This is a genomic window from Roseovarius indicus (assembly GCF_008728195.1).
Lineage (GTDB): Bacteria > Pseudomonadota > Alphaproteobacteria > Rhodobacterales > Rhodobacteraceae > Roseovarius > Roseovarius indicus.
This window is the reverse complement of the sequence record NZ_CP031598.1, coordinates 4,147,226-4,172,423: the sequence shown is the minus strand read 5'-3', so window position 1 is coordinate 4,172,423 and position 25,198 is coordinate 4,147,226. Positions and strand designations below refer to the sequence as shown.

Here is a 25,198-nt window from a genome sequence, read left to right as displayed (position 1 = left end):
AGACACATATTTTTGCACAGATTCAGCTACGTGCATATATATCTTCATACCGGATAATGTCATCCTCGCCCAGATAGATGCCCGTTTGTACCTCGATCAGCACGATCGGCACCTTTCCCGGGTTCTCGAGCCGGTGCACCGTTCCGAGGGGAATGTAGACCGACTGGTTTTCGGTCAAGAGCTTCACCTCGTCGTCGACCGTGACCTTGGCGGTGCCCTGCACGACGACCCAGTGTTCCGACCGGTGGTGGTGGGATTGCAGCGACAGCGAGGCGCCGGGGTGGACGTGGATGCGCTTGACCTGGAAGCGGTCGCCGCCGACGAGGGTTTCGAACCAGCCCCACGGGCGATGATCCTTGCGGAATTCGGTGGCCTGCTTGGCGTTCTTCTTCTTGAGGGCGTTGACCGCTTTCTTGACGTCCTGCGCGCGGGAGGCGTCGGCGACCAGCACGGCGTCGGGCATGGCGACGGTGATGACGTTCTTGAGGCCGATGCCGACGACCTCGAGCGTTTCATCCTCGGAGCGCAGAAGCGTGTTCTCGCAGTCGATGGCCGTGGCCTGGCCCGAGGTGGAGACGCCGCTCTCGTCCTGTTCGCCATCCCGCCAGACGGCATCCCAGCCGCCGAGGTCGGACCAGCCGCCGGAATAGGGCACGACCGACAGGTTGTCGGCCTTTTCCATCACCGCGTAGTCGATCGACTCGTCGGCCGCGCCGGACCAGGGCCCGGGGGCCAGCCGCAGGAAGCCCAGGTCGCATTCGCCCTGGTCGAGGGATTCGGTGACCGGGCCGATCATCGCCGGCATGTGTTTCTCGAAGGCCTCGAGGATGGTCTTGACGGAAAACAGGAAGATGCCCGCGTTCCAGAGGTATTCGCCGGAGGCCAGCATCTTTTTCGCGGCAGCCTCGTCGGGCTTTTCGACAAAGCGCTTGAGGCCGATGGCCTCGGGCTTGTCGTTCTTGGGTTTCTTGGCGAGCTCGAGATAGCCGTAGCCCGTTTCGGGCCGGTCGGGCGTGATGCCGAACGTGACGAGCTGGCCGTCCCTGGCCGCGGGGACGCCGGCCTTGACCGCCTCGTGAAAGGCCTGCGTGTCGGGCACGACATGGTCGGACGGGGCCACCAGCATCAGCGTGTCGGGGTCGTTGCGCGAGAGCCAGAGCGCCGATGCCAGGATGGCCGGCGCCGTGTTGCGCCCTTCGGGTTCGATCATGATGGCGCTGGGGTCGATGCCCGCGGTGGCCAGCTGTTCGACCACGATAAAGCGGAACGCGGTGTTGGTCACGACCAGCGGCTGGTTGAAGCCCTTGCCGCTCAGGCGCTGGGCCGTCGACTGGAACAGGGTGGTTTCGCCGAGCAGGGGCACGAATTGCTTGGGGTAGCTCTTGCGGGACAGGGGCCAGAGCCGCGTGCCCGAGCCGCCGCAGAGAAGCAAAGGCGTAATTTTCATGTCAAATTAACCCTGATCTGAGTTCGGATGCGGGCGGGTGGTGCCTAGCTTGCCGGTTTCTTTACTATTTGGTCGAGGATTGCAACAGCGCTGCAGTCGCATGGTGAAAACCCCCAGAGTATGTTAGCGAAAAGAAGCCGACATGCCGGGAGGGAGCCGGACGATGATCATCGCGCTTGTGGAAATTCCGCTGGAGGGCCCGAAACGGCCGGAGGCGGCGGTGATCGAGCAGTCGCTCGAGTCGACGAAGATCTTTCACGAGGTGAAGGGGTTGCGTCGGAAGTATTACCTGAACTCCGAGCGGGGCGGCGGCGGCGTCTACGAGTTCGCGACGCGGGAGGAGGCGCTGGCGTGGTTCAATGACGGCTGGGCCGACTGGATGGAGGGCCGCTTCGGCGTGCGCCCGACGCTGACGCTGTTCGACAGCCCTGTGGTTCTGGACAACGAGGCGGGCGAGGTTCGGGTGAACGGCGCGCCGGTTGGCGCGCCGTGGGAGAAGGCCTGATCGTCTATTTGCCCTTCCAGACCGGGTCGCGCTTTTCCGAAAAGGCGCGGGCGCCTTCCATCTGGTCTTCGGAATCGTAGAGCACGTCGACGGATTCGAATTGCCGCTTGGTAATGCGGTTCATCGCGTCCTGGAAGGTGAGCGCCTCGGCCTCGCGGACGATCTCCTTGATCGCCGCGTAGACCAGCGGCGGGCCCGAAGCGAGGTGATCGGCGAGCTTGCGGGCTTCCTCCATCAATTTGTCGGCCGGGTGGATCTGGTTGACGAAGCCCCAGCGGGCGCCTTCCTCGGCGTCGAGCCGGCGGCCGGTCAGCAGCATTTCCATCGCGATGTGGTAAGGGATGCGCTTGGGCAGCTTGACCGAGGCCGCATCGGCCACGGTGCCCGAGCGGATTTCGGGCAGGGCGAAGGTGGCGTGGTCGGCGGCGAGGATGATGTCGGCTGAAAGGGCCCATTCGAAGCCGCCGCCGAAGCAGATGCCGTTCACGGCGGCGATGACGGGCTTGTTCATCGCCCGCATCTCCTGCAGGCCGCCGAAACCGCCGACGCCGTAATCGCCGTCGACCGCGTCACCGTCGGCGGCGGCTTTCAGGTCCCAGCCGGGGCAGAAGAATTTCTCGCCCGCGCCGGTGATGAGGGCGACGCGCATCTCGGGGTCGTCGCGGAATTCCTTGAAGATGTCGCCGAGAACGATGCTGGTCTTCAGGTCGATGGCGTTCGCCTTGGGCCGGTCGAGCGTGACCTCGAGCACGCGGCCGCGGCGCTCTGTCCTGACGGGTGATGCGGTCATGTGTTTCCTCCGATCGTGATGAGTGCGTCCACCGCCACCGCGCGGGTTTCGGTGCAGATGAGCGGGTTGATTTCGACTTCCTCCAGCCGGCCGGCATGGGCTGCGACGTAAGACTGCACCGCCAGCACGGCCTGCGCAATGGCGGCCATGTCGGCGCCCGGCTTGCCGCGGTAGCCGCGCAGGACCTTGGCGATGCGGAGGGAGTTGAGGGCTTGCGAGATCTCGTCTTCGGTCGCGGGCAGGAGAAGCGAGGTGCTGTCGCCCATGATCTCGGTCAGGATGCCGCCGGCGGCCAGCGTCAGCACGTAGCCATGGGCCGGGTCGCGGGTGACGCCGATGAGCAGCTCGGCGACGGTGCCGTCGATCATCTCTTCGACCAGCCAGCTTTCGCAGGGCATGGTGGCGGCCTGGGCCAGGGCGGCAGCGGTGTCGTCACGGGCGAATGCGACGCCGCCGGCCTCGGTCTTGTGGGCGAGCCCTTCGGCCTTGATGACGAGCGGCGCGCCGATCTCGCGAACGGCCTCTGTCAGCGCGGTTTCGGTTTCGGCCCGTTTGGCGGCAGGGATGGTGACGCCGTGGGCGGCCAGTTCGGCCTTGGCCTCGGCTTCGCTGAGCGTGTGCAGCTCGGCCGGTTCGCCGGGGTGCAGGAGTGGGGCAGGCTCGGGCCGGGGCTGGCCGAGCCAGGCGGCGGCGGAGATCGCGGTCAGCGCTTCGTCGAGGCCGAGGAGGGGCACCATGCCGCTGGCGATGATGCGCTCGGCGACGGCCTCGGTCATGGCGTCGGGCAGGGTGGCGACGAGGGCGAGGGGCTTGCCGGTCATGCGGCTGGCTTCCTCGCCGGCGTGGTAGATGCAATCCCACGCGGCGGGGTCGCAGCGGTCTTCGCGGGGGAAGTCGGCGACGAGGCAGCCGAGCGAGACATCCCCGCCCAGCATCGCGCCGAAAGTGGCGGCCATGCGGGGCACGTCTGTCCAGATGAAGGTGTGGTAGTCGAGCGGGTTGGCGAGCGCCACCATCGGCCCGAGCGCGTCGCGCAGGCCTTGGCGCTGGGCGCCGTCGAGGGTGGGGAAGGTGACGTCGTGGCCGATGGCGGTGTCGGCCATCAGGCTGGCCTCGCCCCCCGAGCAGGACATCGACACGATGCGGTTCGAGGGCAGGGGGCCGGTGAAATGCAGGAGTTTCAGCGTTTCCAGCAGGGCGGGCAGGCTGTCCACCTGGGCGATGCCGAGGCGTTTCAGAAGGGCGCGGGCGCCGGCGTCGGAACCGGTGAGCGAAGCGGTGTGCGAGACCGCGGCCGCCTGAGCCTGTTCCGAGCGGCCGGCCTTGAGCGCGACGATGGGCTTGCCGAGGGTGCGGGCGCGGCGGGCGAGTTCCTCGAAGGCGCGCAGGTCGCCCACGCCTTCGACATGCAGGCCGAGGGCGGTGACACGCTCGTCTTCGAGAAGCGCGGTGCCGATTTCGGCGAGGCCAAGCTGGGCCTGGTTGCCGGCGGTGGCGACATAGGCCAGCGGCAGGCCGCGGCCCTGCATGGTGATGTTGATCGCCATGTTCGAGCTTTGGGTGAGTACCGCCACCCCGCGCTCGGCCCGCTGGCCGCCATGCTGGTCGGGCCAGAGGAGGGCGCCGTCGAGATAGTTGATGAAGCCGTAACAGTTTGGGCCGATGATCGGCATGTCGCCCGCGGCGTCGAGCAGTTGGGCCTGAAGATCGCCGCCATCGCCGGTTTCCGCCTGTGCCTCGCGAAAGCCGCTGGCGAAGCAGACGGCGCCGCCCGCGCCGCGCTCGCGCAGGTGGCGGACGGTGTCGATGGTGAGGTTTCGGTTGACGCCGATGAAGGCCGCGTCGGGCGCGTCGGGCAGGTCTTCGAGCCGTTGGAAGGCCGCGACGCCGCCCACTTCGGTGCGCTTGGGGTGGACGGGCCAGACCGGACCGGCGAAGCCCATCTTGCGGCATTGTTCGACAACGCTGGCGCACCAGGCGCCGCCGCCGATCACGGCGATGGACTTGGGTTGCAGCAGGCGGGAGAGGTCAGGCATGTGGCCCCCGTTTGGATGAAGAGATGAATGCCTCCGGCGGGGATATTTGGGGCCAGAAGAAGCAACGGTTTGTTAACCGCGCCTCGTCATAGTTTCCTTGCGGTACAGGCTGGGAAGCCGATGACCGCGCCAGGAGAAGCACCTTGCGGTGTTTCCGAACACGGGGAGGCTCTATCGGCTTCCCCGTGTTTCTTCTGGCCAAAAATATCCCCGCCGGAGGCATTAAAGTTCTTTACGCCCCCAGCGGCCGCAGGAGCTCGCGGCTGATGATGTGGCGCTGGATTTCCGACGTCCCGTCCCAGATGCGTTCGACCCGTGCGTCGCGCCAGAAGCGTTCGATGGGGAAGTCGTCCATCAGCCCCATGCCGCCATAGACCTGCAGCGTGGCGTCGGTGACGCGGGCCAGCATTTCCGAGGCGTAGAGCTTGGCCGAGGCGATTTCGCGGTTGGCGGGCAGGCCCTGGTCGAGGCGCCAGGCCGAGGCGAGCGTCAGCCAGTCGGCGGCGTCGATCTCGGTGATCATGTCGGCGATCTGGAAGCTGATGCCCTGGAACTTGCCGATCTGCTGGCCGAACTGCTTGCGCTCGGCGGCGTGTTGAAGCGCGTAGTCGAAGCAGCGGCGGGCGCGGCCGACGCTCATGGTGGCGACGGTGATACGGGTGGCGTAGAGCCATTCGTTCATCACCGCGAAGCCGCCATCGACCTCGCCCAGCACCTGGGCGTCTGGCAGGCGGCAGTCGTCGAATTCGAGGATCATGTTCTTGTAGCCGCGGTGGCTGACCGAGTTGTAGCCGTGGCGGATGGTGAAGCCCGGCGTGCCCCGGTCGACGAGGAAGGCGGTGATGCGCTTCTTGGGGCCCTTTTCGGTCTGATCTTCGCCGGTGGCGATGAAGACGATGACGAAATCGGCGTGATCGGCGCCCGAGATGAAGTGCTTGGTGCCGTTGACGACCCAGTCGCCGCCGTCGCGTTTGGCGGTGCATTTCATGCCGCGCACGTCGGAGCCCGCGTCGGGTTCGGTCATGGCGAGCGCGTCCATCCGTTCGCCGCGCACGGCGGGCATCAGGTAGCGGTCGCGCTGTTCGCCCTCGCAGGCCATCAGGATGTTCTGCGGGCGGCCGAAGAAGTGGGTGAGCGCCATCGAGCCGCGGCCGAGTTCACGCTCGACGAGGGCGAATTCGAGGTGCGACAGGCCCGGGCCGCCCACTTCCTCGGGGAAGTTGGAGGCGTAGAAGCCCAGGTCGAGCGTCTTGCGCTTGATCTCGTCGGCGATTTCCTTCGGCACCTCGCCGGTGCGCTCGACGATCTCTTCGTGGGGGTAGATTTCCTTTTCGACGAAGCTGCGCACCGTCGAGACGATCATTTCCTGTTCGTCGGTCAATCCGAAATGCATCTCAGTTCTCCTTCGCGTGCAGGGCGGCCAGCGCCTCGACTTTTGCCAGAACCTCGTCGGACGGCTCGCAGGTGCGGCGGGTCTCGAGGCTTACGTGCAGCATCAGCTGGTCGCAGGTGGCCATGACCTCGCCGTCGCTGGCGCGTTTCATCTCGTGGAAACAGCGCAGTTTCTTGCCGCGGCCCTCGGTGATGCGGGTGTGCACGACGATGCGTTCGCCGGCCTGGGTCTCGGCGAGGTACTTGGTGGTGGTTTCAACGGTGAAGTAGTTGAAGCCGCGCGCGGCGTAGTCTTCGCTGGTGCCAGCAAGCGGCGCGGCTTCGTCGGCGCTGACATAGGCGATCACCTCTTCGGCGGCATCCGAGAAGAGCTGGCCGTAGCGCCCCTCGTTCATGTGTCCGTTCAGGTCGGTCCAGTCGACGGGCACGACGCGGTCCTGCGTGACAAGGGGGTTGGCGGCCTTGGGCAGGTGCCGGATGGTCCGCTGGTGGGTGTTGATCAGGCGGCCCGATGCGTTGCCCTGCTGGCGCAGGGCGCGCATCATGGCGATGAGGTTCTTGTCGCGTTTCTTTTCCAGCTCGCGGATCGAGAGGTGACCGGATTGCGCGTCCGACTGGTCGGCGATCATGTCGACCAGTTCGGGGGTGAATTCGGGCACGTCCATCAGTTTCGTCCAGGGCCATTTGAGGGCCGGGCCGAACTGGGCCATGAAGTGGCGCATGCCGGCTTCGCCGCCCGCCACGCGGTAGGTCTCGAAGAGGCCCATCTGGGCCCAGCGGATGCCGAAGCCGAAGCGGATGGCGTTGTCGATTTCCTCGGTCGTGGCGACGCCGTCCTTGACCAGCCAGAGCGCCTCGCGCCAGACGGCTTCGAGGAAGCGGTCGGCGATGTGGGCGTCGATTTCCTTGCGAACGCGCAAGGGGTAGAGGCCGACGGAGGTGAGGATTTCTTCGGCCGCCGCGATGGCCGCCTCGTCGGTTTCGGGCGAGGGGACGATTTCGATCAGCGGCAGGAGGTAGACCGGGTTGAACGGGTGCGCGACCATGATGCGCGAGGGATCGGGCGCGCCCTGTTGCAGCTCGGAGGGTTTGAAGCCGGAGGTCGAGGAGCCGATGGGCGCGGTGGAGGCGCCCTGGATTTCCGCCATGACCTTGTGCTTGAGGTCGAGCCGTTCGGAGACGCTTTCCTGCACCCACTCGGCGCCCTCGACCGCCTCGGCAATCGAGCCGTGGAAGGTGAGCGCCCCTTCGTCGGGCAGGGCCACGTCGTAGAGCATCGGCAGGGCGGCGCGGGCGTTGGCCATCACCTCGCCGATCTTGCGTTCGGCTTCGGGGTCGGGGTCGAACACGCGCACGTTCCAGCCGTTGAGGAGGAAGCGGGCGGCCCAGCCGCCGCCGATGACGCCGCCGCCGATGATTGCTGCTGTCTTGGTCATTGTGAGGTCTCCTTGGATCGGGAGAGGTCGTATCCCATCCATTCCATGATTTCCGTGGCGGCCGTGATCCGGTCGGCGCCGCCGGTGGCGGTGCGATCCATGATCCAGCCGAAGCGGCCGTCGGGGGTGCCAATGGCCGCGGTTCTGTCGTCGGCGTCCATCCAGAGCACCCAGAGGGCGCTGTCGCCGAAGGCGGGGCTGCCGCTGGCGCGGAACCGGCCGTTTCCGAGCGGTGCCAGGTTTGCCTGTACGGTGCCTTCGGGGGCAGAGCCGGTGAGGGTGAGCCCGTTGCCCGCCTGGGCAATGCGCAGGGTGCCGGAGAGATTCGGGGTGCCGGGCCAGCCGACGCGGATATGCCAATTGCCATCGAGGCGGGCGCCGGTGACGTTCGTCTGGCTCGAGATCCGACCCTCGGGATCGCGCAACCCATCCTCGGTGCCCGGACCGCCGCAGCCGGCCAAAACCAGGGCGATGGCCGCAGGCAAGCCCGCGCGACCCGGGCCGCGCGCATGTCGCGTCGCCGCCAGGGGAGTCATGACACCATGCTCTCCGTGTGGCCATCGACGGCCATCACCTGTCCGGATATCTTCTCGGCAGCGGGGGAGGCCAGGAACAGCGCCATGTCGGCGAGGTGGTCGGCGGTGACCCAGGTGCGCAGGCTGTTGCCCTTGACGTAGACCGCGCGCATTTCCTCTTCCGTGCGGCCGCTGGCCTTGGCTTCCATCTGCACGACGCGCTCCATCCGGGCGCCTTCGACGGCGCCGGGGGCGATGGCGTTGACGCGCACGCCGACGGGGCCAAGCTCCATCGCCAGTGTCTTGGTCATGCCGACGATGCCCCATTTCGCCGCCACGTAGGGCGAGCGGTGGGGCACGCCGTACATGCCGGAGGTGGAGGTCGTCATGATGATGAGGCCGGAGCCCTGTTCGCGCATGAGCCGCGCGGCCCAGCGGCAGGCGAGGAAGGTGCCGTGGACGCTGACCGCGATGCAGGATTGCCATTCGTCGTAGTCGAGATCCTCGATCCGGCCGGCAGGACCGCCGGTTCCGGCATTGGCGCAGAGAACGTCGACGCCGCCGAGGGCCGCTCCGACCTCGTCGAAGAAGGCCTGCATCTGGGCCTCGTCGGTTACGTTGGCCTGGCGGGCAAGCATCTCGGGGTGGTCGGCCTGGACCTGGGCGACCGCCGCGGCATCGGCGTCGCAGAGCGCGACCCGGTCGCCGCGTTCCGCGAAGCGACGGGCGAGCGTCAGGCCGATGCCCGAGGCGCCGCCGGTGATGACGACACGCTGAGTCATGATGGCATCCTGTCGGTGATGTGGGTCAGTCTACGCATATTGCTGTCAGTTCTCCGTTTTCGTCGAACATGTCGAAGCAGCCGAAGAGGGGTCGTTCCGCCGCGCATTGGCCCTTGCCGGTGTCTGGCGAGGCGAGGCAGACGCTTTCGCAATCGGTACTGCGGCGGCAGGACTGTCCTCCGTCCTTCGTCTGAAGGAAGCACATCTTCGCCCCGGTGATACCGCCGGCCCGGAAGGTGCCGCCGTCGGCCATGCAGGTCCGTTCTTCTGCGCGCAGGTCGGCATTGCTGCGGCCGAACGGGTCGGACTGGCAGGCCGTCAGGGCGATGAGAGCGACCAGCACGGCGGCGGGTTTCATCAGGCCGGGGCTCGCTTGGTGAGGCCCAGCTTCTTGCGCACGTCTTCCGGCCCGATCACCTTGGCGCCCATACGCTCGATGATCTCCTTGGCGCGGGCGACGAGCTGTTCGTTGGTGGCCAGCACGCCCTTGTCGAGCATCAGGTTGTCTTCGAGACCGACGCGGACATTGCCGCCAGCGAGGACGGAGGCCGCGACATAGGGCATCTGGTTGCGGCCGAGACCGAAGGCCGAAAAGGTCCAGTCTTCGGGGATGTTGTTGACCATGGCCATGAAGGTGTTGAGGTCGTCCGGTGCGCCCCACGGCACGCCCATGCAGAGCTGCACCAGGGCCGGGCTTTCGAGGATGCCGTCTTTCACCAGCTGCTTGGCGTACCAGAGATGGCCGGTGTCGAAGGCCTCGATTTCCGGTTTCACGCCGAGGTCGGTCATCATCTTGCCCATCGCCTGAAGCATGCCGGGCGTGTTGGTCATGACGTAGTCATTCTCGGCGAAGTTCATGGTGCCGCAGTCGAGCGTGCAGATTTCGGGCAGACAGGCGGCGACGTGGGCCACGCGCTCGGACGCGCCGATCATGTCGGTGTTCGCCTCGTTGAGCGGCAGGGGGTTCTCGGTGTCGCCGAAGGTCATGTCGCCGCCCATGCCGGCGGTGAGGTTGAGCACTACGTCGGTGTCGGACGCGCGGATGCGGTCGGTGACTTCGCGGAACATGCTCACGTCGCGCGAGGGCGCGCCGGTTTCCGGGTCGCGGACGTGGCAGTGAACGACGGCGGCCCCTGCTTTCGCCGCCGCGATGGCGCTGTCGGCGATCTGTTCGGGGCTGCGGGGTACGTGCGGGCTTTTGTCCTGCGTGCCACCCGATCCGGTGACGGCGCAGGTGATGAAGACCTCGCGATTCATGGCAAGCGGCATAGGCTCCCCTCCTGTTGCGTGGGTTCTGTGCGCTACCCTATAGCGCTGGTATGGGTGGCGATTTTGCGCTAATAGACAAAAATCATGCCTGAATGGACAAAATCGCCGGCGCGCCCGGTGCGCATCGCCTTTCTGCTGTTCGACGAGTTCTCGAACCTGTGCCTTGCCAATTGCATCGAACCGTTGCGGGCGGCGAACACGCTGACCCATGCGAACGCGTTCGACTGGCGTATCGTGACGATGGACGGGCGGACGGGGCGCTCGTCGAGCGGACTCGACATTCTGGCCAGTGCCGCGCTGAGCCAGGTGGGGGCGGTGGATTACCTTTTCGTGCTGGCCAGTTACGCACATGAAAGCCACGACACGTCGGCCAACCGGCGGATGTTGCGGGCGGCGGCAAGGCGGGCGGAGGTGACGGTGGGGCTTGATTCGGGGCCGTGGCTTCTGGCGTCGGCGGGGTTGTTGAGCGGGCGGCGGGCGACGGTGCACTGGGATCTGCTGGATGCCTTCACCGAGCGGTTCCTAGATGTGGAGGCAAGCCAGGCGCGGGTGCTGAAGGACGGGCCCTTCATGACCTGCGCCGGGGCAATGTCGGCGCTGGACCTGACGCTTGACCTGATTGCCGAGCATCTGGGGCTGTCGGCCCGGCTGGATGTGGAGGCGCTGTTCCTGCATGGCGACCCGCCGGTGGGCAAGGCGGACGAGGCGGTGGCCGACCCGATGGTGCGGCGGGCGCTGGCGGTGATGCGCGAGACGGTCGAACGGCCGTTGCCGCTGAAGCAACTGGCGAAGCGGCTGTCGTGCCAGCCGCGGACGCTGGACCGCCACTTCCGCGCGCGGCTGGGGGCACCGCCCGGGACGGTCTATCGGCATCTTCGTCTGTCGGCCGCGCGCAAGCTGATCGAGGACAGCCGGCAGTCGATTTCCGAGATCGCGCTGCGGTGCGGATATGACAGCCCGGCCGCGATGACCCGGGCGATAAGGCAGGTCTATGGCGCGACCCCCTCGGCGCTGCGTAGGAAATGAACAGGCTTGCCCGCGAGCGGCAGGGCGCATACGTCTAGGGCGGTAAACGGCAAGGAAGCGTTTGCCCGCGCCATTATAATCGCTGATACTCTTGGCCAACAGCCGAGTCTCGGAAGGTCTCGCGGGCCGGCGATAACGACAGGGAATGAAAGATATGAACTACCAAGCCCCAACGTCACTTGACGCGGCGGTGGATATCCTCGCGGGCGCCAAGGGCGATTGCCGGATCCTCGCCGGCGGTACCGACCTTCTGGTGCGGATGCATTCGGACATGGCCGACCCCGACACGGTGCTCGACATCAAGCGGATCGACAGCCTGCGCACGATTTCTCAGGAAGACGGGGGCTGGCGCATCGGCGCAGCGGTTCCTGCTGCGGAAATGGGCGAGAATGACGGGCTGGTCGCGGACTGGCCGGGCGTGGTCGAGGCCGCGAACCTGATCGGGTCGACCCAGATCCAGGGACGCTGCACCATCGCCGGAAACCTGTGCAACGCCTCGCCTGCCGCGGACAGCGTGCCCGCGCTGGTGGCCGCCGAGGCGGTCGCGCGTGTCGTGGGCCCGGACGGCATTCGCGACATTCCCGTCGAGGAGGTGCCCGAGGGGCCCGGCAAGACCTCGCTGAAACCCGGCGAGCTGGTGGCTTCGATCTTCCTGCCGGCGCGGCCGGAACGGTCGGGCGACGCCTATCTGCGGTTCATTCCGCGCACGGAGATGGATATTGCCGTGGTCGGCTGCGGCATTTCCCTGACGCTGGATGCGTCCGGAAACTGCGTTGCGGCGCGCGTGGCGCTGGGCGCCGTGGCGCCGACCGTCATCCTCGTGCCCGAAGCTGCTGAGGCGCTGGTCGGCACATCGGTCGACGAGGATGCGCTGGCCAAGCTGGCCGCGGCCTGTTCGGCGGCCGCCAAACCCATCGACGACAAGCGCGGCACCGCCGAGTACCGGGTGCACATGGCCGGTGTCCTGGCCCGCCGCGCGGCTGTTATCGCAAAGAAACGCGCAGGAGGCGCAGCATGAGCATGATCCACGTCACCACCACCATCAACGGCGTTGCGCAGGAATACCTTTGCGAGCCGGACGAGACGCTGCTGGATGTTCTGCGCGACCGGCTGGGGATGACCGGCTCGAAGGAAGGCTGCGGCACGGGCGATTGCGGGGCCTGTTCGGTCACCGTGGACGACCGGCTTGTTTGTTCCTGCCTGATGCTGGGCGCCGAGGCCGAGGGCCGCAAGGTCGAGACGATCGAGGGCATGGCCGAGGGCGAGACGCTGCACCCGCTGCAGCGCAAGTTCATCGAGCACGCGGCCCTGCAATGCGGGATCTGCACGCCGGGCATCCTCGTGGCCGCGAAATCGCTGCTTGAGAACAATCCGAACCCCACCGAGGAGGAGGCGCGCTATTGGCTGGCGGGCAACCTTTGCCGGTGCACCGGGTATGACAAGATCATCCGCGCCGTGATGGCCGCGGCCGAAGAGATGCGGGAGGCTTCGTAATGGCACTTGACGCGAAGATGGACGGAAAGCTGGACTTCAAGGTTGTCGGGACGCGGGTGAACCGCCCCGACGGCATCGACAAGGTGACGGGCCGCGCGCGGTTCGGGGCGGACATGAACGCGCCGGGTATGCTGGTCGGCAAGGTGCTGCGCAGCCCGCACGCCCATGCGAAGATCAAGTCGATCGACACGTCGGCCGCGGAGGCGCTGGAAGGCGTGCATGCCGTGGTGACCCGGGCCGACTTCCCCGAGGTGGAGCTGGACGAGGCGACCTGGGACGTGCTCGACAACTGCATGGCCGGTGAGAAGGCGCTTTACGACGGTCACGCGGTGGCTGCCGTCGCCGCCTCGTCGGAGAGCGTGGCCAAGAAGGCGATGAAGCTGATCAAGGTCGAGTACGAGACGCTGTCGCATGTCATCGACGTGGACGACGCGATGAAGGCCGATGCGCCGGCGCTGCATGACGGCCGGCAGGTCGAGAACGTGCCCGAGGGCATGGGGGCCAACGTGGTCGCCCGCTACGAGTTCGGTCACGGCGATATCGAGGCCGGACTGGCCAAGGCCGACAAGGTGCTGGAGCGGACCTACAAGACCGAGGCCACGCACCAGGGCTATATCGAGCCCCATGCCTGTCTGGCACAGGTGGGCAATGACGGTCAGGCCGATCTGTGGTGCTGTACGCAGGGCCAGTACATGGTGCGCGATACCTGTGCCGCGATCATGGGCCTGAGCCAGAGCCGGCTGAAGGTGACCGCGTCGGAGATCGGCGGCGGTTTCGGCGGCAAGACCACGGTGTTCATCGAGCCCGTGGCGCTGGCGTTGGCCAAGAAATCCGGCCGACCGGTGAAGATGGTGATGAGCCGGTCGGAAGTCCTGCGGGCGACGGGCCCGACGGCGTCGAGCTCGATCGACATCCGCATGGGCATGACCAAGGACGGCAAGATCACCGCCGGGTTCGCCGAGCTGCGGTACCAGGGCGGCGCCTATCCCGGTTCGCCGGTCGAGATGGGGTCGATGTCTGCTTTCGCGCCCTATGACCTCGAGAACGTCAAGACGGTGGGCTGGGACGTGGTCGCGAACCGCCCGAAACAGGCGGCCTATCGTGCGCCGGGGGCGCCGATGGCGGCCTTTGCCGTGGAAAGCGCCATCGACGAGCTTGGCAAGTCGCTGGGGCTCGATCCGCTGGAGGTGCGGCTGAAGAACGCCGCGCGCGAGGGCACCAAGGCGTCTTACGGCGTGACCTATCCGGCGATCGGGCTGGAGGCGACGCTGCGCACCGCCAAGGACCACCCGCACTGGACCGCGCCGCTGGGCGAGAACCAGGGCCGGGGTGTGGCCTGTGGCTTCTGGTTCAACTTCGGCGGCAACACCTGCGTGTCGCTGAACGTGACGCCGGACGGCACGGTGAACGTGATCGAGGGCAACCCCGATATCGGGGGCTCGCGCGCGTCGATGTCGATGATGGCGGCGGAGGAGCTGGGCGTGCCCTATGAGCGGGTGCGCACGGTGATCGCCGATACCGCCTCGCTGGGTCTGAACGACGTGACCGACGGCAGCCGGGTGACCTTTGCCGTGGGGCTGGCCACGATCGAGGCCGCCCGGGCCGCCAAGCGCGAGATGTGCAAGCGGGCGGCCATGGTCTGGGGCATCGACGAGGATGCGGTTGTCTGGGAAGACGGCGCGGCGCGGCCTTCGGGGCCGAATGCGGGCGATCACGACCCGATGACGCTGGCCGATATCGCCGCGATCGCCTCGAACACCGGCGGGCCGATCGCGGGCCATTCGGAGATCAACGCGGAAGGCGCGGGCGTGAGCTTTGCCACGCATATGGTCGATACCGAGGTGGACCCGGAAAGCGGTGCGGTGAAGATCCTGCGCTACACGGTGTTCCAGGATGCCGGCAAGGCGGTGCACCCGGATTACGTGGAAGGCCAGTTCCAGGGCGGGGCCGTGCAGGGCATCGGCTGGGCGCTGAACGAGGCGTATATCTATGGCGAGGACGGGACCCTGCAGAACCCGGGCTTCCTCGACTACCGCGTGCCGGTGGCCTCGGACCTGCCGATGATCGACACGGTGATCCTGGAGATCCCCAACCCCGGGCACCCCTACGGCGTGCGCGGTGTGGGCGAGACCTCGATCGTGCCGCCGCTGGCGGCGATCGCCAACTCGGTCTCGGCCGCGGCAGGGGTGCGGATGCAGGACCTGCCGATGTCGCCGCCCAAGGTGCTGAAGGCCATTCAGACCGGGTGACATGACACGATACGCGCGTCGCGGCCCCTGATCGGGGGGCGCGACGGCGTCTGGAAAGGCTGGATGCGAATGGTACAGGTCCGGATCTGGGGATCGCTGGCGTCGGCGACCGACGATCAGACCGAGGTCGAGATCGAGGCGAGCACGCTGCGAGAGCTGCTGGACGGGCTGGCGGAGAAATACCCCGGCTTGAAGCCGCAGCTTGATCGGGGCGTGTCGGTCGCCATCGACGGAAAGGTCTATAACGACAGCTGGTTCACGCCGATTCAGCCGGACAGCGAGGTCGTTCTGCTGGCCAGGCTGCGGGGCGGGTGAGTTTCACCCGGCGCGGTCGGACTGACAGGGCGCAGGGCGGCGCTTTCCTCTGTGGCCCGGGGCACTAATCTAAGCGCATGGATCAGCCGCTTTTCATCGGGTCGGAGATTTACCGCGGATCGAGTTACGGTGCCAAGCATCCGTTGAGCATTCCGCGGGTGCCGACGGTGATCGACCTGTGCCAGGCGATGGGCTGGTTTGCGCCGGGGCAGTACCGGCGCAGCCCCCGGGCCAAGCCGGAGGCGCTGAGGTTGTTTCATACGGCCGCCTATATCCGGGCTCTCCAGAAGACCGAGGCGGCGGGCGAGGTCGACGAGACGACCCGGGAGCGGCACCGGCTTGGAACGCTCTCGAACCCGGTCTATCCCGAGATGTTCCGGCGGCCCGCGACGGCGGCGGGCGGGTCGATGCTGGCCGCCGACCTGCTGGCGCGGGGCGGGATCGTCTACAACCCCGGCGGCGGCACGCATCACGGGTTTCCGGATTATGCCGCGGGGTTCTGTTACCTCAACGACCCGGTGCTGGCGATCAAGGTGTTCCTGCGGCAGGGGCTTTCCCGGATCGCCTATGTCGATATCGATGCGCATCATTGTGACGGGGTGGCGGCGGCCTTCGCGGGGGATGAGCGGGTCTTGATGATCTCGACCCACGAGGCGCTGCGCTGGCCCTTCACCGGGGCGCTGGGCGAGGACGAGGGCGGGAATGCCATAAACCTGCCCCTGCCGCGTGGCACCAGCGACGACGGGTTCGCGCTGGCCCGCGACGAGGTGATCCTGCCCGCGGTAGAGGCGCTGCGGCCCGAGGCGATCGTGCTGCAATGCGGGGCGGATGCGGTGGCCGAGGACCCGCTGGCGCGGCTGGAGTTGTCGAACAACGCGCATTGGGCGTTGCTGTCGGCCCTGATGCCGATGGCGCCGCGACTGTTGGTGCTGGGCGGCGGGGGCTACAACCCGTGGAGCGTGGGACGTCTTTGGTCGGGCGTCTGGGCGACGCTGAACGGGCACGAGATTCCGGCCCGGCTGCCGGAGGAGGCGGAGGCGGTACTGCGCGGTCTGACCTGGTCCCGTCGCGCCCGTGGGCCGACGCCGGACCACCTTTACACCACGTTGCGCGATGCGCCGCGGCCGGGCCCGGTTTGCGATACGCTGCGTGACCGGGTGCACGTGTTGCGGGGGCGACGGACGGCGTGGGCCTGAGGGGGAACGCTCGGAAACGGCTGGCAGCTGCTGCGGGATTGCGATAGTCATACGTGGCGGATTTCCGGGCCTTCGCCAGCAAGGTCCGGACCAGGTTTTTGCCCGCTGGCCTATGGATGGGTACATGTCCGAAGAAACACGCGGAATTCTGGCCCGCACGGCCAAGACCGTGCTTCCCTCTCCGGTGGTCCGTTTCCTGAAGCGGGGCGCGGGTGAGCAGACGAGCGTTGCGCCGAACGTGAACCGGGGCGGAACCTACAAGGTTCTTCTCGTGTCCAATTGCGCGAGGCGGACCTATGCCAAGGTCCTGGAGCGGTTGTGCCCGACCGTCAGCGTCACCTTCTACGACGATCGGGTCGCAATACGGGATCGGGCGAAATTTTTGAAGGACGCCGCCGCGTCGGATGCCGTGTTCCTAATGCCAATGCGCCGTGAAGCGGCGGTGCAGGACGGTGTCGATGAAAGCAAGATCATCGACCTGCCGCCGTTTTTCTTCTCGGGCTACCACCCGGACACCGTCTACATGGTGAAACCCGACAACAAGTCGTTCACCACGCGGTTCGGAGCCTATCATTCGAGCCTGTGCTACCTTGCGCATCAGGCGGGGCTGGGGGTCGAGGATACGGTTTCGCTCTTCAACGAGCAGACATACCGGGACATGGAGTTCTTTGCCGCGTGGCAGAGCTCGCGGGAGAACCTTCTGGGGGCCTTTACCGGTGCCGGGCTGCCGATCGACCAGATGTTCCGCCGCTGGGCGAGGAACGGGTGTTTCATGCATACGGTCAACCACCCGCACGCGCATGTGTTCGTCGACATTGCTGGGCTGGCAGCCACGAAGCTGCCCGTCGAGCGCCGCGAGGTCGATTTGCCGGTGCCCGATGCGCTGGCCAACGGTGCGATCTACCCGTGTTATCCCGAGATCGCCGAGGCGAATGGCTGTCGGGGCGGTTACTACTTCAAGCCGGTCCAGTCTGACGAGCTCATGACCTTGACCGAATTCGTGGCGATGTGCCACGAGGCCTATTCGCAATTCCCGCACGGGTCGCTGAGGATTCGGGGCTGGCGGCCCCGCAAGACCAAGATCTTCGAAGACACGGTGCTGGGCCGGTTCGGAGGGTAACGATGGCGGACAATCCCTATGCTTCGGGGCAGGATTACCAGTTCTGGCGGCGCGCCGTATCGCGGACCGAAGCGCATCTGGTCGATCCGGTCACGCATCCGAAGTTCACGCTGTCGCGTGACGACAGGATCGCGACGGCGGGCAGTTGTTTTGCGCAGCACATCTCGAAACGGCTTGGGGCGCTCGGCTTCAACTACTTCGTGCCGGAGGCCGGCACGGGCCTTTCGGCGGAGGAGTGCGCGCGTGGCCAATATGGCGTGTTTTCGGCCCGGTATGGCAATCTTTACACCGTTCACCAGCTGAACCAGCTTTTTGGCGAGGCGATGCGGGGCGAGCAGAAACACGAGACCGTATGGCAGCGCGAGGACGGGCGGTTCGTCGACCCCTACCGCCCGACCGTGGCGCCCGAAGGCTACGGGTCGCCGGAGGAGGTTGCGGCGGCGCGGGAAGAACATCTCGGCTTCGTCCGGAAAGTCTTTACCGAGGCCGATATCTTTGTCTTCACTCTCGGTCTGACCGAGGCGTGGCGGTCGACCGAGGATGGGGCGGTGTTTCCGCTGGCGCCGGGTGTGGCCGGAGGGGCGTTCGACGAGACGCGGCACGAGTTCCACAATTTCGACATCGACGAGACGCGGGCCGAACTGGCCGCCTTTCTAGACCGCCTGCGGGAGGTGAACCCGGAGGTGAAGGTGCTGCTGACCGTTTCGCCGGTGCCGCTGATCGCCACCTATGAGGATCGGCACGTGCTGGTTTCGACCAACTACAGCAAGTCGGTGCTGCGGGTGGCGGCGCAAGCGGCCTGCGATGCATCGGACAGGGTGGATTACTTCCCCTCTTACGAGATCATCACCGGCAGCCCGACGGGTGGCATGTATTTCGAGGATGACAGCCGCGAGGTGAATTCCGTCGGGGTGGCCCACGCGATGCGCAGTTTCGTCGGCGCCTATACCGAAGACGGTGGAGACCGCGCCGACATGGGCCTGGGCCAGGAGGATGCCGAGGCGTATCAGGACGTTGCCGGCATCATCTGCGACGAGGAAGAAGTGGATCGCTCGGTCTCGTCCTGACGGCTGTCAGGGCAGGGCGCCGAGTGTCTTGGCCAGCGTCCAGGTTATCGCGATCAGAACCGGCTGGTGAACCAGGTAGACGAGCAGGCTGTGACGGCCGGCCCATATCGCGGCCCGTGCAAGGCGGGACGTTCGGGGCGGTTTTGCCTTGAGCCGGTGCAGCATGTCGGCGCGCTCTGCCAGCCTGATCAGTGCGATGCCCAGAAGGAAGGGGGCGAACCACGGGAAGAAGGGTTCGAAATCGACCGTGTAGGGCATGGTGGGCGCAAGGCCCGTCCAGAGCAGCCACGGCGCGGTGAAGACGTCGCTTCGGAAGGCCAGGGGCAGCCAGATGACGCCACCTGCCACAAGCACCAGCAAGAGGGTCGGCGCGCGCAGGAAGGCCAGCCCGACGAGGCTGGAGACCGCGATGGAATGCAGGATGCCGTAATAGACGAACCCTTGCGGGATGAAGAGATAGGTCGCCGCGGTAACCAGAGCGGCGGCGAGTGCGACCTTGGCGAAGCGGCGGAAGAAGGGCCGCCAGTGGATGCGGTCGCGGTGGGCGAGGCGCAGGCTGAGGCCTGCGATCAGGATGAAGCTTCCGGCGGTCAGCATGGCGAATACGCGCCAGAAGGTCATCTGCATCGTGCCGGGCGCGGCAATGCCGAAAAGCTCGAGATCGAAGGTGAAGTGGAAAACGGCCATCGCCACCAGCGCCACGGCGCGGGCGATGTCGAGTTCTTCGATCCGGGCGGGAGGAGGATGGTGTGCGATAGGGAGCTCCGGCGGGCTGGTTCGAACCGACAGGTAGCGCGGGATGCGCCGCTGTTCCATAGGTCTTTGGACGTTGCCGCTGTTTCCGGCAGTTTCCCGTTGGGTCGGGCGGCAGGTGCGGGCGTGGCGGGGGAACGGGAAAATTCGATTGCCAGCCCGGTCGTTCAGCGACTATCCCATCTGCACGCCACGGAACGACACGCTGGCGGGAATTTGATTGAAGCCGGGGCCTGCCATGAAATTCTGTGTTGTGGGAACGGGGCGCTGCGGAACGCGTCTTTTGCGCAGCATGCTGAACACGCATCCCGAGCTGTTCATGTTCAACGAGACCCACTGGCTGGTCAATCTTCACGATGCATTCGGCACTGCGGAGGTGCCGATGGAGGAGATGCTCGATATCGTGCTGCGGACACGGTTCGTGGACGGGGCGCGGATCACGGAGCTCGACGCGGACGCGTTCCGTGCGGAACACGCCGGGGCCGGGGCGATGATGCCGTCCGCCTTTGCCTATGCGGCGGGCCGGTTCCTTGCTGCACGCGAAGGCAAGACGACCTGGGCGGACAAGACGCCGGATTACGGGTATTTCGCCGCCACGCTTCAGCTTTACTGGCCTGACTGCAAGATCATCCACCTTATCCGGGGTGGGGCCAACGTAGTGCGTTCGATGGCGGGGCATCCTGGGTACAAAGCGTTGGTGGCGCTGGGGCATCAGAACTGGTGCCCGCAGTCGTTAGACTACCCCGGATTCGAAGGTGACGCGTCGCGCGAGCAAACCGCCGATTTGGTCGAGCTTTGGTGCCGCAGACTGATGCGGATCAGGAATGAAAGCGAACGCCTCAGACCGGGCAGCTACATCGAAATCAGGCACGAGGACGTTTTGGCGTCACCGGCCGCGACGCTTGAGCGTGTCGCCCGGTTTACCGGGTTGCGGTTTGAGGCCGATTGGATGCTGGCCGCCACAGGGGAAATCGACCGCCGAAAGGCGGACAAACTACGCGTCGACGATGTCTTGCGCCATTTCGGAAGCAAGTATCTCGGGCTGATGCGCAGCTTGGGATACAGCACGGATGTGCCGGATGTTTCTTGATGCTGACTTGTCTGTCCGAGAGGCCTGAGATCGGGCCGGACGAGGTTCTGGTTGTCGGATGCCTGCGGAACGAGATGCTGCGGTTGCCGTGGCTTCTGGACCATTACTGGCAGCTCGGGGTAGAGCGTTTCCTTCTCGTCGATAACGGGTCGGACGACGGCTCTCGCGTGTACTGTCTAACGTCAGCACCTACCGGACAGATTTAGGTGTTTGAGTAACGGAGATGCGGTCATCGGGCCGAGTCGCCACAATTGTTGTGGTGATTTACAGCTCAGAGGAGATGACCATGACTTACTATATTGGACTTGATGTTTCAGTCGAAAACACAGCCATTTGCGTGATTGACGCCACTGGCCACATCGAAAAGGAATTTTCTGCGCGCTGCCATCCTGATAATCTCGCAACAGTGCTTGATCCGTTTTCTAAGATGATTGGCGCAATTGGCCTCGAAGCTGGACCCATGTCAGCTTTTCTGGCCGATGGGCTGAAGCAGAGAGGTCTGGACAGCGTTTTGATGGAGACGCGACGGGACCATGCGGCATTGTCTGCCGTTCCGGTCAAGACGGATCGTCGGGATGCCCGCGGGATCGCCGAGTTACTTCGAATGGGTTGGTTTCAACCGGTTCATTTGAAGATCCCTGTTGCCCGGGACCTGCGGTTGATGCTGTCGGCGCGCGATACTCTGGGTCGTCGTGTCCGCGAACTCGACAATTCGGTTCGCGGCCTTGTTCGAGGGTTTGGCTTGAGGGTTCCTACAGGAGCGCGAGGCCGATTTTGTGATCTGGTTCGCGACCCGATCGCAGACAACCCGGTGCTGGAGGCGGCAATCTCCCCGCTCCTATCAGCACGCGATGCGATGGCAGAGGAGTTTACCAAATTGGACAAGTTGGTTCGGGATCAGTCTCGCAACGATGACGTCTGCCGTCGCCTTATGACCATTCCCGGCGTAGGTGCCGTGGTCGCGATGACGTTCCGAGCCGCTATCGACGACCCGAAACGATTTCGTTCATCAAAGTCGGTGGGTGCCTGCTTTGGCCTGACGTCGCGACGATACCAATCCGGCGAAACTGATCGGGTCACGTCGATCACCAAGGCTGGCGATGCAAGTGTGCGGGCTGCGCTCTATGAAGCAGCGCATGTGATGCTCGTGAGAACCAACCGGTGGACCCCGCTCAAGGCATGGGTGATGCGCGTTTCCGCTCGACGGTGCGCAAAGCGCGCCAAGATTGCTCTCGCGAGAAAATTGGCCGTCATCATGCACCGGATGTGGATAGACGGCACAGAGTTCCGAACCGCCTGACAGACGAGGAGCACCAATTCTTCCGCAAGGAAGGCGGCCCTGAAGAGACTAGGTGAGGGAAAAGCCGACAGAAATTCTGGCTTGAACTTAAAGTCGCAACGGTGAGCTACTCCCCATCGGTTGGACAGTATCTGGCGTAGTTTAAGCTACTCTTTGCACCTGCTGATCGGGTTGGTTGATATCATGTCTCTGCCAATAAACCAGCGCCGGTGGCTTGCCGCCGAGGGCTGAGTGAGGACGCCGGTGGTTGTAGAAGGTCATCCATTTCTGGATAGCCCCTTTCGTCTCTGATCCGGTCTCCCAGGCATGCAAGTAGACGCATTCGTATTTCAGGGTTCGCCACAGCCGCTCGATGAAGATGTTGTCGAGGAATCGGCCTTTCCCATCCATCGAGATGTGCACACCGGATCGGCGGAGCCGGTCGGTCCAGGCGAAGGACGTGAACTGACTGCCCTGATCCGTGTTCATGATCTCGGGCGGGCCGAACTTGTGGATGGCCTCGCTCAGCGCTTCGACGCAGAAGTCGGCCTCCAGGGTGTTCGAGATCCGCCAGGATAGAACCTTGCGCGTGTGCCAGTCCATGATCGCTATGAGGTATAGGAACCCGCGGCGCATGGGCAGGTAGGTGATGTCCGAGCACCAGACCTGGTTCGGACGATCCACGTGCAGCCCTTTCAGAAGGTAAGGATAGGTCTTGTGTCCTTTCGCCGGCCTGCTCGTGTTGGGCTTCTGGTAAATCGGCATCAGCCCCATGAGGCGCATTAGCCGGCGTATTCGCTTCTCTTTCACGAGATGCCCGTCATTGCGCAGGTGCCAGGTCATCTGGCGGACACCGAAGAACGGTGTCTCCAGGAACTGCTCGTCGATCTGCCGCATCAGGCCGAGGTTCTGTGCGGTCTCTCCCTTCGGCTCGTCGTAATAGGACGAGCGCGCAATCGACAGCAGCCTGCACTGCTGACCGATGGACAGCTGAGGATGGTCAGGCTCGATCATACCGCGCCTCACTTCCCGCCCCAGGGCTTCAGCTTTCGTTCCAAAAAAGAGTTGGCCACCGCCAGCTCCCCGATCTTGGCGTGGAGCTCCTTCACCTGCTCCTCGTCGATCTCGGGTCTCTTTCGGCCCCCACGCTCGAACACGCCGGACGCGCCTTCGAGCAGGCCGCGCTTCCATTGATGGATCATCGTCGGATGCACTCCGAACCGGCTCGCCAGCTCGGCCGCCGTCTCTTCACCCTTCAGGGCTTCCAGCGCGACCTTCGCCTTGAACTCAGGCGCGTGCTGCTTGCGTTTCGACATCTCTGATCTCCTTCTCGTCGAAGATCAGCAGACTGCAAATCGTGGCTTACGTCACTGTCCGAATTTCGGGGGGTAGCTCAACGGAGATGGGCTTTCCCGAGCCAAAGCCAACCGCATTATGTGAGTGCGATATGCAGATCACAGACAGAAGCATGCACCTTCAGTCGCTATATCCTTGCAAAACCAGGCCCGATTACAGAAGGATTTCTGGTTCATCGAAGCCATAATGGAGCGAAGATGAACAAGAAATCCGGAACATCCAAGGATGCTGCTGACAAGCTTGTCAGGGGTATCAAGCGTAAGACCCGTAAGCACTACTCGGCGGAGGAGAAGATCCGCATCGTGCTTGCCGGAATGCGGGGCGAAGAAAGCATAGCGGCCCTGTGCCGTCGTGAAGGGATCGCCGAGAGCCTTTATTACAGCTGGTCGAAGGAATTTCTTGAGGCTGGGAAGAACCGGCTGGCGGGTGACGCGGCCCGTCAGGCGACAGCTCCCGAGGTCAAGGGACTGCGCTCTGAGGCAGCCGCGCTGAAAGAAGTGGTCGCGGAGCTGACACTGGAGAACAGGCTGCTCAAAAAAAGCACGTTCGGGGATGGGGAGGACGACGCATGAGATGTCTGATACCCGGCAGGCGAGTTGGCTAGGCCAAATCTGCCGCAAGGGCGGCCTCGGAGAAGCTCGAGATCAGTCGGACAGTCGAAGCCTCGCATTTGCCGGTCAGGCGGACCCTGGCCATGCTCGGCATTCCCAGCAGCACCTATTACCAGTGGTATGCGCGGTGGGCCGATGGCGGCGTTGACGCTTTGCGTGACACGTCCCCGCGGCCTCGGTCGGTGTGGAACCGCATCCCGGACGAGATCCGCGACGCCTTCGTTGAGTTCGCGCTGGATCATGAGGATCTGACGCCACGGGAATTGGCTGTCAAATACACCGATGAGAAACGGTATTTTGTATCTGAGTCCTCGGCATACCGCATTCTCAAGGCCGAGGACCTGATCACGGCTCCGGCCCATGTGGTGATCCGTGCCGCCGATGAGTTCCGGGACAAGACAACTCGGCCCACCGAACTCTGGCAAACCGACTTCACCTATCTCAAGGTCATCGGTTGGGGCTGGTTCTATCTCAGCACGATCCTCGACGATTACAGCCGCTACATCATCGCGTGGAAGCTCTGCACGACAATGAAGGCCGTGGATGTGACGGACACGCTGGATCAGGCGCTGGAGACCTCGGGCTGTGCTCATGCGACAGTCGTTCACAAGCCCCGGCTGCTCAGCGACAACGGCTCGTCCTATGTTGCGGCCGACTTGGCCGACTACCTCGATACCAAGGGTATGGATCACGTCCGCGGAGCGCCGCACCACCCACAGACCCAGGGCAAGATCGAACGCTGGCACCAGACCATGAAGAACCGGGTTCTGCTGGAGAACTACTATCTGCCGGGGGATCTTGAACGCCAGATCGGCGCCTTCGTCGGATACTACAACACTCGGCGATACCACGAGAGCCTGGATAACCTAACGCCGGCCGACGTCCACCACGGTCGGGGTCGGACGATCCTGAAAATGAGAGAGGAGATCAAGAAACAGACAATCCGAAAGCGCCGGTTGCAGCACAAAGCCGCGGCCGCCTAAACTCAAACAGAAACCGAGCCAGAGCCTCCGTTACCAAAACAAACGACTTGTCCGAAAAACCCTGAAGACGGACACTTCGAGGATCTCGAACGCCGGTATCCAGTAGACGCCGGTCGACTCCATCGCCACGCTGGTGACACCGCAATCGAGAAACCAATCGGCCAAGGCATGCAGGTCCTGGGTGAAGGTGCCGAAAGCGCGCACCGGCATGTCACAGGTGGACGGGTTCACCGCCGCCATATGCATCGTTGAGCCAATATCGATCGCGGCCGCTGCGGGGTTGACCATCTTCAAATCCGGGTGGTCGCCGGTCTTGCGCTTTGACATGGCATCTCCTCCGTTCAAGGCGAAGGGCGTGGGCCATGCAAGTTCTTCATCTTCCTAACCGGGATCGCCGCGACTGCGACGTCACCACTCTCAAGTGCGCATCGGCCCATGTGCCACGTTTTTTAACGGGGTCCAGCCCACCAAAAAGCGATCGGCAACT

General features: G+C 64.9%; 24 protein-coding genes and 1 pseudogene. 13 read left to right on the top strand and 12 right to left on the bottom strand.

Annotated elements, in window-relative coordinates:
* Positions 1 to 22: 22 nt before the first annotated feature.
* Positions 23 to 1,447, bottom strand: coding sequence for a mannose-1-phosphate guanylyltransferase/mannose-6-phosphate isomerase (locus RIdsm_RS20175; RefSeq protein WP_057817918.1), 1,425 nt, complete (start codon positions 1,445 to 1,447; stop codon positions 23 to 25).
* A gap of 163 nt (positions 1,448 to 1,610) precedes the next feature.
* Between RIdsm_RS20175 and RIdsm_RS20170 the strand changes: the two genes are divergently transcribed.
* The gene (locus tag RIdsm_RS20170) at positions 1,611 to 1,952 is read left to right on the top strand and encodes a hypothetical protein (RefSeq protein WP_057817920.1); all 342 of its coding nucleotides are present in this window, start codon (positions 1,611 to 1,613) and stop codon (positions 1,950 to 1,952) included.
* 4 nt (positions 1,953 to 1,956) lie between these two features.
* Here RIdsm_RS20170 and RIdsm_RS20165 read toward each other — a convergent pair whose 3' ends face one another.
* The 8 genes from RIdsm_RS20165 to bcoG all read right to left on the bottom strand — a co-directional run bounded on the left by RIdsm_RS20165 (position 1,957) and on the right by bcoG (position 10,172).
* Positions 1,957 to 2,742: a carnitinyl-CoA dehydratase gene (locus RIdsm_RS20165; protein ID WP_057817922.1), complete on the bottom strand. Its 786-nt coding sequence runs from the start codon at positions 2,740 to 2,742 to the stop codon at positions 1,957 to 1,959.
* Positions 2,739 to 4,778, bottom strand: a complete 2,040-nt coding sequence (locus RIdsm_RS20160) for an acetate--CoA ligase family protein (protein ID WP_057817924.1) — start codon at positions 4,776 to 4,778, stop codon at positions 2,739 to 2,741. The genes RIdsm_RS20165 and RIdsm_RS20160 overlap by 4 nt, the downstream gene beginning before the upstream one ends.
* 232 nt (positions 4,779 to 5,010) lie before the next feature.
* Positions 5,011 to 6,171, bottom strand: coding sequence for an acyl-CoA dehydrogenase family protein (locus RIdsm_RS20155; RefSeq protein WP_057817926.1), 1,161 nt, complete (start codon positions 6,169 to 6,171; stop codon positions 5,011 to 5,013).
* Between the two features lies 1 nt (position 6,172).
* Positions 6,173 to 7,606 carry a carnitine 3-dehydrogenase gene (locus RIdsm_RS20150; protein ID WP_057817928.1) on the bottom strand — a complete coding sequence of 478 codons (1,434 nt, stop codon included), beginning with the start codon at positions 7,604 to 7,606 and terminating at the stop codon, positions 6,173 to 6,175.
* The gene (locus tag RIdsm_RS20145; RefSeq protein ID WP_057817929.1) at positions 7,603 to 8,142 is read right to left on the bottom strand and encodes a lipocalin family protein; all 540 of its coding nucleotides are present in this window, start codon (positions 8,140 to 8,142) and stop codon (positions 7,603 to 7,605) included. The genes RIdsm_RS20150 and RIdsm_RS20145 overlap by 4 nt, the downstream gene beginning before the upstream one ends.
* On the bottom strand, positions 8,139 to 8,903 hold the full coding sequence (locus RIdsm_RS20140; RefSeq protein ID WP_057817931.1) for an SDR family oxidoreductase: 765 nt from the start codon (positions 8,901 to 8,903) through the stop codon (positions 8,139 to 8,141). Before RIdsm_RS20140 ends, RIdsm_RS20145 begins: the two co-directional genes overlap by 4 nt.
* Before the next feature lie 25 nt (positions 8,904 to 8,928).
* Complete coding sequence (locus tag RIdsm_RS20135; RefSeq protein WP_057817932.1) at positions 8,929 to 9,261, bottom strand: hypothetical protein; 333 nt, start codon at positions 9,259 to 9,261, stop codon at positions 8,929 to 8,931.
* Positions 9,261 to 10,172, bottom strand: a complete 912-nt coding sequence (bcoG, locus tag RIdsm_RS20130; protein ID WP_057817934.1) for a 3-dehydrocarnitine:acetyl-CoA trimethylamine transferase BcoG — start codon at positions 10,170 to 10,172, stop codon at positions 9,261 to 9,263. Before bcoG ends, RIdsm_RS20135 begins: the two co-directional genes overlap by 1 nt.
* Positions 10,173 to 10,256: 84 nt before the next feature.
* On the opposite strand from bcoG, the gene RIdsm_RS20125 reads away from it, so the two are divergent.
* The 8 genes from RIdsm_RS20125 to RIdsm_RS20090 all read left to right on the top strand — a co-directional run bounded on the left by RIdsm_RS20125 (position 10,257) and on the right by RIdsm_RS20090 (position 18,639).
* Positions 10,257 to 11,198 carry a GlxA family transcriptional regulator gene (locus RIdsm_RS20125; protein ID WP_057817936.1) on the top strand — a complete coding sequence of 314 codons (942 nt, stop codon included), beginning with the start codon at positions 10,257 to 10,259 and terminating at the stop codon, positions 11,196 to 11,198.
* Between the two features lie 154 nt (positions 11,199 to 11,352).
* Entirely contained in the window at positions 11,353 to 12,216 is an 864-nt protein-coding gene (locus RIdsm_RS20120) for an FAD binding domain-containing protein (protein WP_057817976.1), read from the top strand.
* Positions 12,213 to 12,692, top strand: coding sequence for a (2Fe-2S)-binding protein (locus tag RIdsm_RS20115; protein ID WP_057817938.1), 480 nt, complete (start codon positions 12,213 to 12,215; stop codon positions 12,690 to 12,692). The genes RIdsm_RS20120 and RIdsm_RS20115 overlap by 4 nt, the downstream gene beginning before the upstream one ends.
* Positions 12,692 to 14,941 carry a xanthine dehydrogenase family protein molybdopterin-binding subunit gene (locus RIdsm_RS20110; protein WP_057817940.1) on the top strand — a complete coding sequence of 750 codons (2,250 nt, stop codon included), beginning with the start codon at positions 12,692 to 12,694 and terminating at the stop codon, positions 14,939 to 14,941. The genes RIdsm_RS20115 and RIdsm_RS20110 overlap by 1 nt, the downstream gene beginning before the upstream one ends.
* Before the next feature lie 69 nt (positions 14,942 to 15,010).
* Positions 15,011 to 15,256: a MoaD/ThiS family protein gene (locus RIdsm_RS20105; protein ID WP_057817942.1), complete on the top strand. Its 246-nt coding sequence runs from the start codon at positions 15,011 to 15,013 to the stop codon at positions 15,254 to 15,256.
* Between the two features lie 77 nt (positions 15,257 to 15,333).
* The gene (locus tag RIdsm_RS20100) at positions 15,334 to 16,452 is read left to right on the top strand and encodes an acetoin utilization protein AcuC (RefSeq protein ID WP_057817943.1); all 1,119 of its coding nucleotides are present in this window, start codon (positions 15,334 to 15,336) and stop codon (positions 16,450 to 16,452) included.
* 124 nt (positions 16,453 to 16,576) lie between these two features.
* Positions 16,577 to 17,572, top strand: coding sequence for a WcbI family polysaccharide biosynthesis putative acetyltransferase (locus tag RIdsm_RS20095; RefSeq protein ID WP_143100471.1), 996 nt, complete (start codon positions 16,577 to 16,579; stop codon positions 17,570 to 17,572).
* Positions 17,573 to 17,574: 2 nt separating this feature from the next.
* Positions 17,575 to 18,639, top strand: coding sequence for a GSCFA domain-containing protein (locus tag RIdsm_RS20090; protein ID WP_057817946.1), 1,065 nt, complete (start codon positions 17,575 to 17,577; stop codon positions 18,637 to 18,639).
* Between the two features lie 6 nt (positions 18,640 to 18,645).
* On the opposite strand, the gene RIdsm_RS20085 is transcribed toward RIdsm_RS20090, so the two are convergent.
* A complete protein-coding gene (locus RIdsm_RS20085; RefSeq protein WP_057817948.1) occupies positions 18,646 to 19,455 on the bottom strand; it encodes a heparan-alpha-glucosaminide N-acetyltransferase in 810 nt (269 codons plus the stop codon).
* Between the two features lie 175 nt (positions 19,456 to 19,630).
* On the opposite strand from RIdsm_RS20085, the gene RIdsm_RS20080 reads away from it, so the two are divergent.
* The 3 genes from RIdsm_RS20080 to RIdsm_RS20070 all read left to right on the top strand — a co-directional run bounded on the left by RIdsm_RS20080 (position 19,631) and on the right by RIdsm_RS20070 (position 21,782).
* Complete coding sequence (locus RIdsm_RS20080; RefSeq protein ID WP_057817951.1) at positions 19,631 to 20,482, top strand: sulfotransferase family protein; 852 nt, start codon at positions 19,631 to 19,633, stop codon at positions 20,480 to 20,482.
* Positions 20,482 to 20,688, top strand: coding sequence for a glycosyltransferase family 2 protein (locus RIdsm_RS30905; protein WP_057817952.1), 207 nt, complete (start codon positions 20,482 to 20,484; stop codon positions 20,686 to 20,688). The genes RIdsm_RS20080 and RIdsm_RS30905 overlap by 1 nt, the downstream gene beginning before the upstream one ends.
* Positions 20,689 to 20,768: 80 nt before the next feature.
* On the top strand, positions 20,769 to 21,782 hold the full coding sequence (locus RIdsm_RS20070) for an IS110 family RNA-guided transposase (RefSeq protein WP_057817978.1): 1,014 nt from the start codon (positions 20,769 to 20,771) through the stop codon (positions 21,780 to 21,782).
* 141 nt (positions 21,783 to 21,923) lie between these two features.
* Here the strand turns inward: RIdsm_RS20070 and RIdsm_RS20065 are convergent.
* Positions 21,924 to 23,077, bottom strand: a protein-coding gene (locus tag RIdsm_RS20065; RefSeq protein ID WP_236553353.1) for an IS3 family transposase whose coding sequence is annotated in 2 segments (ribosomal slippage) — positions 21,924 to 22,825 and positions 22,825 to 23,077 — 1,155 coding nt in all. Because the reading frame shifts where the segments join, the coding sequence is not laid out codon by codon here.
* A 237-nt stretch (positions 23,078 to 23,314) separates the two neighbouring features.
* On the opposite strand from RIdsm_RS20065, the pseudogene RIdsm_RS20060 reads away from it, so the two are divergent.
* Positions 23,315 to 24,711: pseudogene (locus RIdsm_RS20060) on the top strand (IS3 family transposase).
* A gap of 30 nt (positions 24,712 to 24,741) precedes the next feature.
* On the opposite strand, the gene RIdsm_RS20055 reads toward RIdsm_RS20060, so the two are convergent.
* Positions 24,742 to 25,038: an IS110 family transposase gene (locus RIdsm_RS20055; protein WP_057817962.1), complete on the bottom strand. Its 297-nt coding sequence runs from the start codon at positions 25,036 to 25,038 to the stop codon at positions 24,742 to 24,744.
* Positions 25,039 to 25,198: the final 160 nt, after the last annotated feature.

What these genes read in the sequence shown, in the direction of transcription:
- RIdsm_RS20145 (WP_057817929.1), bottom strand. Translation starts at nt 8,142, where the DNA reads ATGACTCCCCTGGCGGCGACGCGACATGCGCGCGGCCCGGGTCGCGCG.
- RIdsm_RS20120 (WP_057817976.1), top strand. Translation starts at nt 11,353, where the DNA reads ATGAACTACCAAGCCCCAACGTCACTTGACGCGGCGGTGGATATCCTC.
- RIdsm_RS20100 (WP_057817943.1), top strand. Translation starts at nt 15,334, where the DNA reads ATGGATCAGCCGCTTTTCATCGGGTCGGAGATTTACCGCGGATCGAGT.
- RIdsm_RS30905 (WP_057817952.1), top strand. Translation starts at nt 20,482, where the DNA reads ATGCTGACTTGTCTGTCCGAGAGGCCTGAGATCGGGCCGGACGAGGTT.
- RIdsm_RS20115 (WP_057817938.1), top strand. Translation starts at nt 12,213, where the DNA reads ATGAGCATGATCCACGTCACCACCACCATCAACGGCGTTGCGCAGGAA.
- RIdsm_RS20170 (WP_057817920.1), top strand. Translation starts at nt 1,611, where the DNA reads ATGATCATCGCGCTTGTGGAAATTCCGCTGGAGGGCCCGAAACGGCCG.
- RIdsm_RS20150 (WP_057817928.1), bottom strand. Translation starts at nt 7,606, where the DNA reads ATGACCAAGACAGCAGCAATCATCGGCGGCGGCGTCATCGGCGGCGGC.
- RIdsm_RS20070 (WP_057817978.1), top strand. Translation starts at nt 20,769, where the DNA reads ATGACTTACTATATTGGACTTGATGTTTCAGTCGAAAACACAGCCATT.
- RIdsm_RS20135 (WP_057817932.1), bottom strand. Translation starts at nt 9,261, where the DNA reads ATGAAACCCGCCGCCGTGCTGGTCGCTCTCATCGCCCTGACGGCCTGC.
- RIdsm_RS20080 (WP_057817951.1), top strand. Translation starts at nt 19,631, where the DNA reads ATGAAATTCTGTGTTGTGGGAACGGGGCGCTGCGGAACGCGTCTTTTG.
- RIdsm_RS20105 (WP_057817942.1), top strand. Translation starts at nt 15,011, where the DNA reads ATGGTACAGGTCCGGATCTGGGGATCGCTGGCGTCGGCGACCGACGAT.
- bcoG (WP_057817934.1), bottom strand. Translation starts at nt 10,172, where the DNA reads ATGCCGCTTGCCATGAATCGCGAGGTCTTCATCACCTGCGCCGTCACC.
- RIdsm_RS20090 (WP_057817946.1), top strand. Translation starts at nt 17,575, where the DNA reads ATGGCGGACAATCCCTATGCTTCGGGGCAGGATTACCAGTTCTGGCGG.
- RIdsm_RS20175 (WP_057817918.1), bottom strand. Translation starts at nt 1,447, where the DNA reads ATGAAAATTACGCCTTTGCTTCTCTGCGGCGGCTCGGGCACGCGGCTC.
- RIdsm_RS20155 (WP_057817926.1), bottom strand. Translation starts at nt 6,171, where the DNA reads ATGCATTTCGGATTGACCGACGAACAGGAAATGATCGTCTCGACGGTG.
- RIdsm_RS20055 (WP_057817962.1), bottom strand. Translation starts at nt 25,038, where the DNA reads ATGTCAAAGCGCAAGACCGGCGACCACCCGGATTTGAAGATGGTCAAC.
- RIdsm_RS20165 (WP_057817922.1), bottom strand. Translation starts at nt 2,742, where the DNA reads ATGACCGCATCACCCGTCAGGACAGAGCGCCGCGGCCGCGTGCTCGAG.
- RIdsm_RS20085 (WP_057817948.1), bottom strand. Translation starts at nt 19,455, where the DNA reads ATGGAACAGCGGCGCATCCCGCGCTACCTGTCGGTTCGAACCAGCCCG.
- RIdsm_RS20125 (WP_057817936.1), top strand. Translation starts at nt 10,257, where the DNA reads ATGCCTGAATGGACAAAATCGCCGGCGCGCCCGGTGCGCATCGCCTTT.
- RIdsm_RS20160 (WP_057817924.1), bottom strand. Translation starts at nt 4,778, where the DNA reads ATGCCTGACCTCTCCCGCCTGCTGCAACCCAAGTCCATCGCCGTGATC.
- RIdsm_RS20095 (WP_143100471.1), top strand. Translation starts at nt 16,577, where the DNA reads ATGTCCGAAGAAACACGCGGAATTCTGGCCCGCACGGCCAAGACCGTG.
- RIdsm_RS20110 (WP_057817940.1), top strand. Translation starts at nt 12,692, where the DNA reads ATGGCACTTGACGCGAAGATGGACGGAAAGCTGGACTTCAAGGTTGTC.
- RIdsm_RS20140 (WP_057817931.1), bottom strand. Translation starts at nt 8,903, where the DNA reads ATGACTCAGCGTGTCGTCATCACCGGCGGCGCCTCGGGCATCGGCCTG.